The 13,874-nt window shown below is 41.6% G+C and carries 11 protein-coding genes; 8 read left to right on the plus strand and 3 right to left on the minus strand.

The genetic code is table 11. From position 1 onward, the window contains the following. The first annotated feature begins 120 nt into the window (after positions 1-120). The 5 genes from arcA (at position 121) to HMPREF2728_RS08000 (ending at position 6,585) form a co-directional block, all read left to right on the plus strand. Entirely contained in the window at positions 121-1,350 is a 1,230-nt protein-coding gene (gene arcA, locus HMPREF2728_RS07980) for an arginine deiminase (protein ID WP_075227586.1), read from the plus strand. A gap of 67 nt (positions 1,351-1,417) precedes the next feature. Continuing rightward, on the plus strand, positions 1,418-2,431 hold the full coding sequence (gene argF / locus HMPREF2728_RS07985; RefSeq protein ID WP_186822203.1) for an ornithine carbamoyltransferase: 1,014 nt from the start codon (positions 1,418-1,420) through the stop codon (positions 2,429-2,431). 257 nt (positions 2,432-2,688) lie between these two features. Further along, a complete protein-coding gene (arcC, locus tag HMPREF2728_RS07990) occupies positions 2,689-3,639 on the plus strand; it encodes a carbamate kinase (RefSeq protein ID WP_060955342.1) in 951 nt (316 codons plus the stop codon). 90 nt (positions 3,640-3,729) lie between these two features. After that, a complete protein-coding gene (locus HMPREF2728_RS07995; RefSeq protein WP_060955341.1) occupies positions 3,730-5,238 on the plus strand; it encodes a YfcC family protein in 1,509 nt (502 codons plus the stop codon). Between the two features lie 18 nt (positions 5,239-5,256). Beyond that, on the plus strand, positions 5,257-6,585 hold the full coding sequence (locus tag HMPREF2728_RS08000; RefSeq protein WP_075227587.1) for a dipeptidase: 1,329 nt from the start codon (positions 5,257-5,259) through the stop codon (positions 6,583-6,585). Between the two features lie 691 nt (positions 6,586-7,276). On the opposite strand, the gene HMPREF2728_RS08005 is transcribed toward HMPREF2728_RS08000, so the two are convergent. From HMPREF2728_RS08005 to HMPREF2728_RS08015, 3 genes are all read right to left on the minus strand, one after another. After that, complete coding sequence (locus HMPREF2728_RS08005; protein ID WP_060955339.1) at positions 7,277-8,821, minus strand: peptide chain release factor 3; 1,545 nt, start codon at positions 8,819-8,821, stop codon at positions 7,277-7,279. Between the two features lie 207 nt (positions 8,822-9,028). Further along, entirely contained in the window at positions 9,029-9,721 is a 693-nt protein-coding gene (locus HMPREF2728_RS08010) for a YwaF family protein (protein ID WP_060955338.1), read from the minus strand. Between the two features lie 34 nt (positions 9,722-9,755). After that, positions 9,756-10,430 carry a YwaF family protein gene (locus HMPREF2728_RS08015; RefSeq protein ID WP_075227588.1) on the minus strand — a complete coding sequence of 225 codons (675 nt, stop codon included), beginning with the start codon at positions 10,428-10,430 and terminating at the stop codon, positions 9,756-9,758. Between the two features lie 212 nt (positions 10,431-10,642). On the opposite strand from HMPREF2728_RS08015, the gene gatC reads away from it, so the two are divergent. From gatC to gatB, 3 genes are read left to right on the plus strand one after another with little or no spacing between them, the layout of a single operon-like run. After that, positions 10,643-10,945, plus strand: a complete 303-nt coding sequence (gene gatC, locus HMPREF2728_RS08020) for an Asp-tRNA(Asn)/Glu-tRNA(Gln) amidotransferase subunit GatC (RefSeq protein WP_004251926.1) — start codon at positions 10,643-10,645, stop codon at positions 10,943-10,945. Then, a complete protein-coding gene (gene gatA / locus HMPREF2728_RS08025) occupies positions 10,945-12,411 on the plus strand; it encodes an Asp-tRNA(Asn)/Glu-tRNA(Gln) amidotransferase subunit GatA (protein ID WP_075227589.1) in 1,467 nt (488 codons plus the stop codon). Before gatC ends, gatA begins: the two co-directional genes overlap by 1 nt. Beyond that, positions 12,411-13,856, plus strand: a complete 1,446-nt coding sequence (gatB, locus tag HMPREF2728_RS08030) for an Asp-tRNA(Asn)/Glu-tRNA(Gln) amidotransferase subunit GatB (protein ID WP_075227590.1) — start codon at positions 12,411-12,413, stop codon at positions 13,854-13,856. The genes gatA and gatB overlap by 1 nt, the downstream gene beginning before the upstream one ends. Positions 13,857-13,874: the final 18 nt, after the last annotated feature.

The raw sequence follows: 13,874 nt of genomic DNA on the forward strand, positions 1-13,874 counted from the left end.
GCATTTTTAAGCCTTTTAGGCCTTATCATATCTCTTGTAATGCATATTAATTTGTGATACTATTAATTTGTAAGCGATACCAATATAATTTGGTACACACGAGAAAAAAGGAGGATTCACATGTCTTCACATCCAATTCATGTTTTCTCAGAAATTGGAAAACTGAAAAAAGTTATGTTGCACCGTCCGGGTCAAGAATTAGAAAACTTGATGCCAGATCACCTTGAGAGGTTGCTCTTTGATGACATCCCATTCTTAGCAGATGCCCAAAGTGAACACGACGCCTTTGCTCAGGCACTCCGTGACGAAGGAATCGAAGTGCTCTATCTTGAACAATTGGCTGCTGAATCATTAACTTCTCCTGAAATACGTGACCAGTTCATCGAAGAATACCTCAACGAAGCAAATATTCGTGGTCGACAAACTAAAAATGCCATCCGAAAACTGCTTCATGATATTGACGACAACCTTGAACTGATTAAGAAAACAATGTCAGGTGTTCAAAAAGTTGAATTACCTGACATCCCTGAAGAAGGCAAAGGATTAACTGACTTGGTTGAATCTAACTATCCGTTTGCCATCGATCCAATGCCAAATCTTTACTTCACTCGCGACCCATTTGCGACTATCGGGAATGCAGTATCACTCAATCACATGTACGCCGATACACGCAATCGCGAAACACTTTATGGTAAGTACATCTTCAAGCATCACCCAATCTATGGTGGTAAGGTAGAGCTCATCTATAATCGTGAAGAAACCACTCGTATCGAAGGTGGAGATGAACTTGTTCTTTCAAAAGATGTCCTAGCAGTTGGGATTTCTCAACGGACCGATGCCGCTTCTATCGAAAAACTCTTGGTTAATATCTTCAAAAAAAATGTTGGCTTCAAGAAAGTTTTGGCTTTTGAATTTTCAAACAGCCGTAAGTTCATGCACTTGGATACCGTCTTCACCATGGTAGACTATGACAAATTTACAATCCACCCTGAAATCCAAGGCAACCTTCGTGTTTATTCCGTTACTTACGAAAATGAAGAACTCAAGATTGTTGAAGAAAAAGGAGATTTGGCAGAACTCCTTGCTCAAAACCTTGGTTTAGAAAAAGTTACACTCATTCCTTGTGGTGATGGGAATATCGTTGCAGCTGCTCGTGAACAATGGAATGATGGCTCTAACACACTCGCTATTGCACCAGGTGTCGTAGTCGTTTATGAACGCAACACTGTGACAAATAAGAAACTTGAAGAATATGGACTTCGTCTCATTAAGATTCGCGGACGGGAATTGGTACGTGGACGTGGTGGACCTCGTTGCATGTCAATGCCGTTTGAACGCGAAGACATTTAGATTCTTCCTATTTCTGCCTAGCATCTGCTAGCAGAATCATGCTTGTTAGAAAAGGATATATAGAATGATACATTCAGTATTTCAAGGAAGAAGTTTTCTAGCTGAAAAAGATTTTACCCGTGCAGAGCTCGAATATTTGATTGGACTTTCAGCTCACTTGAAGGATCTTAAAAAACGAAACATCGAACACCGCTATCTAGCTGGTAAAAATATTGCTCTTTTATTTGAAAAAACTTCTACACGTACACGCGCAGCCTTCACTACTGCAGCAATTGATCTTGGTGCACATCCAGAATACCTAGGGGCCAACGATATTCAACTAGGTAAAAAAGAAACTACTGAAGATACCGCAAAAGTTTTGGGACGTATGTTTGATGGTATTGAATTCCGTGGTTTTAGTCAAGATATGGTTGAGGAATTAGCTAAATTCTCTGGTGTTCCTGTTTGGAATGGCTTGACGGATAAATGGCACCCAACTCAAATGCTTGCAGACTATTTGACAGTACTAGAAAATTTCGGACATCTTGAAGGTTTGACTTTGGTTTACTGTGGTGACGGCCGTAATAATGTTGCCAATAGCCTTCTAGTAACAGGAGCCATCCTTGGGGTGAACGTTCATGTCTTTTCACCAAAAGAACTTTTCCCAGATCAAGCAGTTGTTGCTCTGGCTGAGGGATATGCCAAAGAAAGTGGGGCTCACATTCTCATCACAGAAGATGCTGACGAAGCTGTAAAAGGGGCTGATGTCCTTTACACTGATGTTTGGGTATCTATGGGCGAAGAAGATAAGTTTGCAGAACGCGTCGCTTTGCTAAAACCTTACCAAGTCAATATGGATCTTGTTAAGAAAGCAGGCAATGAAAACTTAATCTTCCTCCACTGCTTACCAGCCTTTCATGATACAAACACAATCTATGGCAGACAAGTAGCTGAGAAATTTGGCGTTAAAGAAATGGAAGTAACTGATGAGGTCTTCCATAGCAAATATGCTCGTCAGTTTGATCAAGCAGAAAATCGTATGCACACCATTAAAGCCGTTATGGCTGCTACACTAGGAAATCTCTACATTCCTAAAGTGTGATACAAACTATAAGAAACAGCTTAGGGACTGAGACTAGTGTTTTAGTCCGGTCCCTTTTTGTAGTAGTAACGAGCTCTGAGTTGGAGTTTGCTGATAGTCACCATTCAAGCAAAAACCTCATAACAATAACAATTAACTGTCTTCCAGTTATTCGCAATTTCAACTCAACTCGTCTGTCAAAAGTCTTTCTTCTCAATTTCCAAATCCAAGCTTTTAACCAAAATTGGCTTTTGTTCATCCAAAAGAAAGGAGCGCTCATGTCTCATCGTAAAATCGTTGTCGCTCTTGGAGGAAATGCCATTCTTTCCACAGATCCATCTGCTCAAGCTCAAGAAGCCGCTCTGGCAGAAACAGCACGCCATCTGGTGAAACTCATCCAAAATGGCGATGAATTGATTATCACCCATGGCAATGGACCGCAAGTCGGTAACCTCCTCCTCCAACACCTAGCAGCGAATTCCGAAAAAAACCCTGCCTTTCCTCTCGATTCACTTGTTGCTATGACAGAGGGTAGCATCGGTTTTTGGCTCCAGAATGCTCTGGAAAATGCTTTACAGGATATTCATCTTGATAAAACTGTCGTTTCTGTTGTCACACAAGTTGTCGTGGACAAGAATGATCCTGCCTTTCTCAATCCAAGTAAACCCATTGGTCCATTCTACTCAGAAGAAGAGGCTAAAGCAGAAAGCGAAAAAACTGGGGCTAACTTTAAAGAAGATGCAGGTCGTGGTTGGCGTAAGGTAGTGGCTTCTCCAAAACCTGTTTATATCAAAGAAATCGATAGTATACGCACACTCTTGGACAAGGGACAAATTGTCATCGCAGCAGGCGGTGGAGGTATTCCTATCACCAAAAATAAAAACGGTTACTTCTCAGGAGTAGAAGCTGTCATCGATAAGGATTTTGCATCGCAATGCTTGGCAGAGCTAGTCGAAGCAGATCTCTTCATCATTTTAACTGGCGTCGATTATGCCTATATCAACTATAACAAACCAAATCAAGAAAAGTTGGAACGGGTAACTGTAAGTCAACTTCAAAAATACATTCAAGAGGGGCAATTTGCTCCTGGTAGTATGCTACCAAAAATCCAAGCTGCCATTGATTTTGTGACTAATCGTCCAGCAGGAAAAGCAGTTATCACTTCTCTTATCAATCTAGGAGCTTTGATTGAATCTGAAAGTGGAACAATCATCGTGAAAGATGAATAGTTTAGTCATACCTTTCAAGAAAGTTTAGTCAGCACTCTTGCCACATCATTCGTTTTTATACTGTGTGACATAGTTTAGGAGGAAAAACAAATGAGTGAAAATAAAAAAAGGTTTCAAATGCCTTCAGCATACACTGTTTTGATTATCATCATTACCATCATGGCAGTTTTAACCTGGATCATTCCAGCAGGTAAGTATGATACCAATGAAGCAGGTAACCTCATCGCAGGTACCTATCAAACTGTTGACTCAAATCCTCAAGGGATTTACGATGTCCTCATGGCACCAATTCGTGCCATGCTCGGTCACAAACCAACCAGCGCTGCTATCGACGTTGCCTTCTTTATCCTTATGGTCGGAGGTTTCCTTGGTGTCGTAAATGCTACTGGTACACTCGATGTAGGAATTGCCTCCATCGTTAAAAAATATAAGGGCCACGAAAAAATGTTGATTCTCATCCTCATGCCCCTCTTCGCACTTGGAGGAACTACTTATGGTATGGGAGAAGAAACTATGGCCTTCTATCCCCTTCTTATTCCTGTGATGATGGCAGTTGGTTTTGATAGTATTACTGCCGTAGCCATCATCTTACTAGGTTCTCAAGTTGGTTGTTTGGCATCTACATTGAATCCATTTGCTACTGTTATTGCTTCTGATACTGCAGGCATTTCATCCATGGATGGTGTTATTCTCCGTGTTATCTTCTGGTTTGTAATGACTGGACTCAGTACCTACTTCGTCTATCGTTATGCAGAAAAGATTCAGAAAGATCCGACTAAATCACTCGTTTACGCTCAACGCGAAGAAGATATTAAACACTTCAATGTTTCTGACAATGAGGATACACCGTCTACCTTGAGCAAGAAACAAAAACATGTTCTCGCTTTATTTGTAGTAACCTTTATCATTATGATTGCAAGTTTCATCCCTTGGGTTGATTTGCATGTTACTATCTTTGAAGACTTCAAAAATTGGTTAATCGGTTTTCCTGTAATCGGAGGCATCATCGGTTCATCTGCTCAACCATTCGGTAGCTGGTACTTCCCAGAAGGCGCTATGCTCTTTGCCGTCATGGGGATCTTGATTGGTGTTGTCTATGGTCTTAAAGAAGGAAAAATCGTCTCTACCTTCTTAACTGGTGCTGCAGATTTGCTTTCAGTAGCCTTGATTTGTGCGGTTGCTCGTGGTATCCAAGTTATCATGAACGATGGTATGATTACTGCAACCATTCTACATTGGGGTGAAGTTGGCCTTCAAGGTCTCTCTCCTCAAATCTTCATCGTATTAACCTATATCTTCTACCTACCTATGTCCTTCCTCATTCCTTCTTCATCTGGTCTGGCTAGTGCAACCATGGGGATCATGGCTCCTCTTGGAGAATTTGTCAATGTCAAAGCCAGCCTGATTGTTACTGCCTACCAATCTGCATCTGGTGTCCTTAACCTAGTGACTCCTACTTCAGGTATTGTCATGGGAGCTCTTGCTCTCGGTCGTGTCAGCCTTGGAACTTGGTGGAAATTTGTCGGAAAACTTGTTATCTCAATTGTCATTGCAAGTATTCTACTTCTTATCTTGGGTACCCTAGTGCCATTCTTATAGTCAAAAGGGGAAATACGGATGAAATCCTATATTACAGAATCAATCAAAGAGGATTTTCTTCAAAGTTTGAAAACAATCATCTCTTATCCTTCTGTTCTCAATGAAGGTGAAAATGGCACTCCCTTTGGTCAAGCCATTCAAGATGTCCTGAAAAAAACGCTAGACTTGTGTCAAGATCTTGGTTTTAAAACCTATCTTGATACTCAAGGATATTATGGGTATGCAGAAGTTGGTGAGGGGGATCTCCTTGCCATCCTCTGCCACCTAGATGTAGTTCCTGCAGGCGATTTGACAGAGTGGGAAACTCCTCCATTTGAAGCTAGTATCAGAGATGGGCGGATTTATGGTCGGGGCTCGCAGGATGATAAAGGACCTTCTCTTGCAGCACTTTACGCAGTCAAAAGCTTACTTGACCAAGGAATTCAATTCAAAAAACGGGTTCGTTTCATATTTGGTACTGATGAGGAAACTCTTTGGCGTTGCATGGCAAGATATAATGCCCTTGAAGAACAGGCCAGCATGGGATTTGCTCCTGACTCATCATTCCCATTAACCTATGCAGAAAAAGGGCTCCTTCAGGTCAAACTTCATGGACCTGGATCAGAACAACTCACCTTAGATATAGGTGGAGCCTTTAATGTCGTACCTGATAAGGCAACTTATCTAGGACCACTTATGGAACAACTCCAAGAAGGTCTAATAGCTGCCGGCTACGATTATCAACAAAATGACCAGAGCATTACCGTTCTAGGTGTATCTAAGCATGCCAAAGATGCCAGCCAAGGGATTAATGCAGTCATTCGATTAGCCACCGTCCTTGATTCCATTCAATCCCATCCTGCACTTACATTTCTTGCCAAAGAAGTTGGGCAAGAGGGTCAAGGAAAAGGAATCTTTGGTGATATCAGTGACCAGCCTTCTGGACATTTATCCTTTAATGTGGCCGCCTTAATCATTACTCCCGAAAGTTCTGAAATTCGAATTGATATCCGAATCCCAGTCCTTACTGACAAGGATGAACTTGTCAATCAGCTGATAGAGTGTGCAAAATCTTACCAACTTAGCTACCAAGAATTTGACTATCTAGCACCACTTTACGTGGCAAGAGATAGTATGCTCGTCACTACACTCATGCAGGTTTATGAAGAAAAAACTGGTGACAATAGTCCTGCTCTATCATCTGGCGGTGCAACCTTTGCACGTACGATGCCAAACTGTGTCGCTTTTGGTGCCCTCTTCCCAGGAAGAGAGCAAACGGAACACCAAGCAAATGAATATGCAATCCTAGATGATCTCTATCATGCTATGGATATCTATGCTGAAGCTGTTTACCGATTAGCGACCTAAAAAAGACCTCCTAAACTCCGTCCCTCACCAGGGCGGAGTTTTAGGAATTTTGTTAACACCAGCCTACAAGAAAAGCCAAGAAGATATTTTTCTTGGCTTTTTTCAATAGATTTGAGGTATGGGACCAACTAAGGTACTCATTTTCCGCTACAAAACGCAATTAGTATGACAATGGCAGGCAGCTAGACCACTTTCTAACTGTTACCAATTGTTAGATTACGACACGAAGAGGCGAAAACGATTATTTTTCGTCGATGAGTTAGTAAGGCAGGTAGGTAATACACTATCTAATCCTTACGACGGAAAGTTTTACTAGTGGAGCGCCTAGCCAAGTTCCATAGAAACTTGGCGTTAGTTACTTAGATTGTTATACAACCACATAAATTTACTGAACTACGACACAGAGTTTGGCAAATCGATTTCATTTGCCAAACGCAGTTAGTAAGACAGGTAGCTAGACCACTTCCTTTCTGTTACGACGGCAAAGCCCACGAATCGATACCATTCGTGGGCTTTGCCTAGTGAAGCGTTTAGGTAAACCGTCTTAGTGGATAGTGTTTATTAGATTACGACACTTAGTTTTACAAATCGATTCCATTTGTAAAACTAAGTTAGTGAGGCAGTTAGGCAAGTCTTATAGGACTTGCCGTAGTCTACTTAGATTGCTTTGCAATCAAGTAGACTTACTGAATCACATCTTTTCCTCTAACTCTACATCCGGATACTTATCTGCAAACCAACGGAGGGCAAAGTCGTTTTCAAAGAGGAAAACAGGCTGGTCAAAGCGGTCTTTGGCAAGGATGTTTCGGCTTGAAGACATACGCTCATCCAGATCTTCAGGTTTGATCCAGCGAACCGTCTTTTTACCCATTGGGCTCATAACCACTTCTGCATTGTACTCATTTTCCATACGATGTTTGAAGACTTCAAACTGCAATTGACCAACGGCACCCAACATATATTCACCTGTTTGGTAGTTGGTATAAAGCTGAATAGCTCCTTCTTGCACCAATTGCTCAATTCCCTTGTGGAAAGATTTTTGTTTCATGACGTTCTTAGCAGAAACTTTCATAAAAATCTCAGGTGTAAAGGTTGGCAATGGTTCAAACTCAAACTTGTTTTTCCCAACAGTTAGCGTATCTCCAACCTGGTAGGTACCAGTATCATAAACCCCGATAATATCTCCCGCTACAGCATTAGTGACATTCTCACGACTTTCAGCCATAAACTGAGTAACATTTGACAGCTTAGCTCCCTTACCAGTACGAGGGAGATTGACACTCATACCACGCTCGAATTCACCCGATACGATACGGACAAAGGCGATACGGTCACGGTGACGAGGATCCATGTTGGCTTGAATTTTAAAGACAAATCCTGAGAAGTCTTTGTTATAAGGATCAACAATTTCTCCGTCTGTTTTCTTGTGTCCATGAGGTTCTGGAGCAAACTTGAGGAAGGTTTCTAAGAAAGTCTGCACACCAAAATTAGTCAAGGCTGATCCAAAGAATACCGGAGTCAATTCACCCGCAAGAATGGCTTCTTCTGAGAATTCATTTCCTGCTTCTTGCAAGAGTTCGATGTCATCCTTGACTTGCTCGTAGAATGGGTTGCTAGCAAATAGTTTGTCCCCATCTTCTAAGCTAGCAAAGCGTTCATCCCCTTTGTAAAGTTCCAAGCGTTGGTTATAGAGGTCATAGAGCCCCTCAAAGGCTTTCCCCATCCCGATTGGCCAGTTCATTGGATAACTTGCAATACCCAAGACTTCTTCCAATTCTTGCAAGAGATCTAGTGGTTCACGACCGTCACGGTCTAGCTTGTTCATGAAGGTAAAGACTGGAATCCCACGGTGTTTGACAACCTCAAATAACTTTTTGGTTTGGGCCTCGATACCCTTGGCAGAGTCCACAACCATGACAGCCGCATCCACCGCCATCAATGTACGATAGGTATCTTCTGAGAAATCCTCGTGCCCTGGAGTATCTAGGATGTTCACGCGTTTGCCATCGTAGTCAAATTGCATAACAGATGACGTTACCGAAATCCCACGTTGTTTCTCGATATCCATCCAGTCAGATTTGGCAAAGTTACCTGTTTTCTTCCCTTTGACAGTACCTGCCTCACGAATCTCTCCCCCAAAGTAGAGCAACTGCTCTGTAATCGTCGTTTTACCAGCATCCGGGTGGGAGATAATGGCAAAGGTACGGCGTTTTTTAATTTCTTCTTGAATGTTCATAAGTTCTCTTTCTTTCTACTTTTTTAATTATTTCAATTTATAATCACTCTTTATTACATCGGACCCTAACATTCCTTTCAACACTCCATTATATCGGATTTTAGGGAGTTTTTCAATTGCTTACACAAGAAAAAGCAGGTCAAGATAGTAGACCTGCTCTTCAGATTCTTTTGTTGATTATTTATATCTATCACTCTTAATATCGCTTCACAGATGAATCGTTTCTAGAGCAATTTTCTTTTGCCAACGTTTTTTAAACAAAATATCAAAGAGCACTAGAGCTGCAGATAGAATGATTGAAACCAGAAGATATTTTATCCATATAGGAGCATCTGGGATAAAAGGTGTGGTATTCAAAAGCCCGTAATTCCCACCTGTGACTTGATTAACTCCAACTAGGAAAAGGTTGAGGACAAAAGTGTAGGCGATAATGCGATACTTTTTAAGTAGGTTTTTATCGTAGTGGTTCATGAGATAGACCAAGGAATTAACCAAGAGAGCATAATGCCCAATCAGGAATGAAAAACTGGTAATATGTGGGAAATCATATGGATCAAAAACCGGATAGCCCAAAGCAAATACTGCCCCACTAGCTCCCATAAGGGCAAAATACTGCTTGGTTTTCCATTTATCTGGCAAGAAAACTACTGCAAGCATGGCCAAGCGGCAATGGTAAAGAGGCAGACTGTTCGAAAATGGAATGCTAAAACCAATATACCAAGTGTAAAGAGCTAGCAGTTGCGCTATTTGAATCCACTTAAATAATCGAACAAATTTGGGATTTTTGTAGTAAGTAAAAGAAGCATAAATAGACAAGGCAAGAAGACCTATCATGACACCGTACCAAAAAATCGGAATAGGCGGTGGCGTCGTTTGGGTTCTTGTAATAAAATGATGCATAAAGTCTCCTTAATGTAACGATTTCAGTTGTATATTAACTATTCTTATGTTTATATTTAACGAGTTGATTGATAAGGATGAGAATACCTGTCATCAAACTAGTCACTATCAAATAGTTAAGCAAACTACCATGATCCCCAATCACAGGGGGCTTGCTCATAAAGCCATAATTCCCTCCTGTTGCAAGATTAGCTAGAAAGATAATAGCATTGACGCCAAAGGTCATCTGGCATATTTTCCAAGTATCCCCTTTTTCAACTTTATAATATCTAACAAGATAAATCAAGCAGTTAGCTAAGAGGGCCCAGTGACCGAAAACATTGTTAACCGAGGAAACATGAGGAAAAGGAAAAGGATGGAAGACTGGATAAACTAAAGCCATAATAGAACCAAATACTCCAACCAGGGCAAAATATTGTTTAAAAAAGGTCTTGTTAGGAGCAAAAAGAATCATCCACATAGCCATACGACTATGGTAAAAAGGGAGAGCCTCAGACAAGGGCAGGCGTGCCGAAATATACCAAGCGTTGATAATCAGTAATTGAATCAATTGTCCCCAATACCAAAAGTTTCTGTAACCTTTAGATGATGCGAAACGAATCGATAAAACAGCTATGATTACCAAAGAAGTAGGTAATAAGAAGTACCACGTCCCCAAATGAGGAGGAACTGTCTTTTTACTGGTAAAAAGTAAATCCCAAATTTTCATATGTCCTCCTTAACTTGTTCGAATCGGTCAATGTCTCCATCTTGTTTACCGACTAAAAACCAATGCTGTTCTTGCTTCTATTTTCAACCATTATATCGAATTAAAAACCATTTTTCAATTTCTATTTCTTTTTAGCTTAGCTCACCTTATTTATAGGAAAATATGGTAAAATAGAACAGATAAATAATCATCATTTCACGAAAGGATACCAGATGAAAATTACGCAAGAAGAGGTAACTCACGTTGCCAATCTTTCAAAATTAAAATTCTCAGAAGAAGAAACTGCTGAGTTTGCGACAACCTTGTCTAAGATTGTTGATATGGTCGAATTGCTCGGTGAAGTCGACACTACTGGTGTTGAACCAACGACTACCATGGCAGATCGTAAGACCGTTCTTCGCCCAGACGTAGCCGAAGAAGGAACTGACCGTGATCGCTTATTTAAAAATGTACCTGAAAAAGATAACTACTATATCAAGGTACCAGCTATCCTGGATGATGGAGGAGATGCCTAATGACTTTTAACAATAAAACGATTGAAGAGTTGCACAACCTCCTTGTATCTAAGGAAATTTCTGCAACCGAACTAACGCAAGCAACGATTGAAGATATCAAGGCGCGTGAAGAGGCTATCAATGCCTTTGTGACTATCGCTGAAGATCAAGCTCTTGCTCAAGCTAAAGCTATTGACGAAACTGGAATTGACGCTGATAATGTCCTTTCAGGAATTCCGCTAGCTGTTAAGGATAACATCTCTACAGACGGTATCCTCACAACTGCAGCCTCAAAAATGCTCTACAACTACGAGCCAATCTTTGATGCGACAGCTGTTGCCAATGCAAAATCTACGGGCATGATCGTTGTTGGAAAAACTAACATGGACGAGTTTGCCATGGGTGGATCAGGTGAGACTTCTTACTACGGTGCTACTAAAAATGCTTGGGACCACAGCAAGGTTCCTGGTGGATCATCAAGTGGTTCAGCTGCAGCTGTAGCTTCTGGACAAGTCCGCTTATCACTTGGTTCTGATACTGGTGGTTCTATCCGCCAACCTGCTGCCTTTAACGGGATTGTTGGTCTCAAACCAACTTACGGAACAGTTTCACGTTTCGGTCTCATTGCCTTTGGTAGCTCATTAGACCAAATTGGTCCTTTTGCACCAACTGTTAAGGAAAATGCGCTCTTGCTCAATGCTATTGCTAGCGAAGATGCAAAAGACTCTACTTCTGCGCCAGTACGCATTGCTGACTTTACTTCAAAAATCGGTCAAGACATTAAGGGCATGAAAATTGCTTTGCCTAAGGAATACCTTGGTGAAGGAATTGACCCAGAAGTCAAAGAAACCATCCTTAACGCTGCTAAACACTTTGAAAAACTTGGTGCTATCGTTGAAGAAGTGAGCCTTCCTCACTCTAAATACGGTGTGGCAGTCTACTACATCATCGCTTCATCAGAAGCTTCATCAAACTTACAACGTTTTGATGGTATCCGCTATGGTTTCCGTGCTGAAGACGCTAAAAACTTGGACGAGATTTACGTTAATACTCGCAGCCAAGGATTTGGTGATGAAGTGAAACGTCGTATCATGCTTGGAACTTTCAGCCTTTCATCAGGTTATTACGATGCCTATTACAAGAAGGCTGGTCAAGTTCGTACCCTCATCATCCAAGATTTTGAAAAAGTCTTTGCAGATTACGATCTCATCCTTGGTCCAACAGCTCCAAGCGTGGCCTTTGATTTGGATTCACTCAACCACGATCCAGTTGCCATGTACTTGGCTGACCTCTTGACCATCCCAGTCAACTTGGCTGGACTTCCAGGAATTTCGATTCCTGCTGGATTCTCTCAAGGTCTACCTGTCGGGCTCCAATTGATTGGTCCTAAATACTCAGAAGAGACTATCTACCAAGCTGCTGCTGCTTTTGAAGCAACAACAGACTACCACAAACAACAACCCGTGATTTTTGGAGGTGATAACTAATGAACTTTGAAACAGTTATTGGACTTGAAGTCCACGTAGAGCTTAACACCAATTCAAAAATCTTCTCACCTACTTCTGCCCACTTCGGAAACGACCAAAATGCCAACACAAATGTGATTGACTGGTCTTTCCCTGGCGTACTGCCAGTTCTCAATAAGGGTGTTGTCGATGCTGGTATCAAGGCAGCTCTTGCCCTCAACATGGACATCCACAAGAAGATGCACTTTGATCGCAAAAACTACTTCTATCCTGATAATCCTAAAGCCTATCAAATTTCTCAATTTGATGAGCCAATCGGATACAACGGCTGGATTGAAGTGGAGTTAGAAGATGGTACAACTAAGAAAATTGGTATTGAACGTGCTCACCTAGAGGAAGACGCTGGTAAGAACACCCACGGTACAGATGGTTTCTCTTATGTCGACCTTAATCGTCAAGGCGTGCCATTGATTGAGATTGTATCTGAAGCCGACATGCGCTCACCAGAAGAAGCCTACGCTTATCTAACAGCCCTCAAGGAAGTGATCCAATACGCTGGTATCTCTGACGTTAAGATGGAAGAAGGTTCTATGCGTGTAGATGCCAACATCTCCCTTCGTCCTTATGGTCAAGAGAAATTCGGTACCAAGACAGAGTTGAAAAACCTCAACTCCTTCTCAAACGTTCGTAAAGGTCTTGAATACGAAGTGCAACGTCAGGCTGAAATCCTTCGCTCAGGTGGTCAAATCCGCCAAGAAACACGTCGTTATGACGAAGCGAACAAGGCAACTATCCTCATGCGTGTCAAGGAAGGTGCTGCAGACTACCGCTACTTCCCAGAACCAGACCTACCACTCTTTGAAATCTCAGATGAATGGATCGAAGAAATGCGTACTGAATTGCCAGAGTTTCCAAAAGAACGCCGTGCTCGCTACGTATCTCAACTTGGTCTATCAGACTACGATGCTATCCAGTTGACTGCCAATAAAGTCACTTCTGATTTCTTTGAAAAAGCTGTCGCCCTCGGTGGTGATGCTAAACAAGTTTCTAACTGGCTCCAAGGTGAAGTCGCTCAATTCTTGAACGCCGAAGGTAAGACACTGGAACAAATCGAATTGACACCTGAAAACTTGGTTGAAATGATTGCCATCATCGAAGACGGTACGATTTCATCTAAGATTGCCAAGAAAGTCTTTGTCCACCTTGCTAAAAATGGTGGAGGTGCTCGTGAATACGTGGAAAAAGCTGGTTTGGTTCAAATCTCAGATCCAGATATCCTGATTCCAATTATCCACCAAGTCTTTGCGGATAACGAAGCCGCTGTTGCCGACTTCAAGTCAGGAAAACGTAACGCTGACAAGGCCTTCACAGGATTCCTCATGAAAGCAACCAAGGGTCAAGCCAACCCACAAGTAGCCCTTAAACTACTTGCCCAAGAATTAGCTAAGTTGAAAAACGATCAATAATCAATCTCAATATAACTG

Source organism: Streptococcus sp. HMSC061D10 (assembly GCF_001808865.1).
GTDB lineage: Bacteria > Bacillota > Bacilli > Lactobacillales > Streptococcaceae > Streptococcus.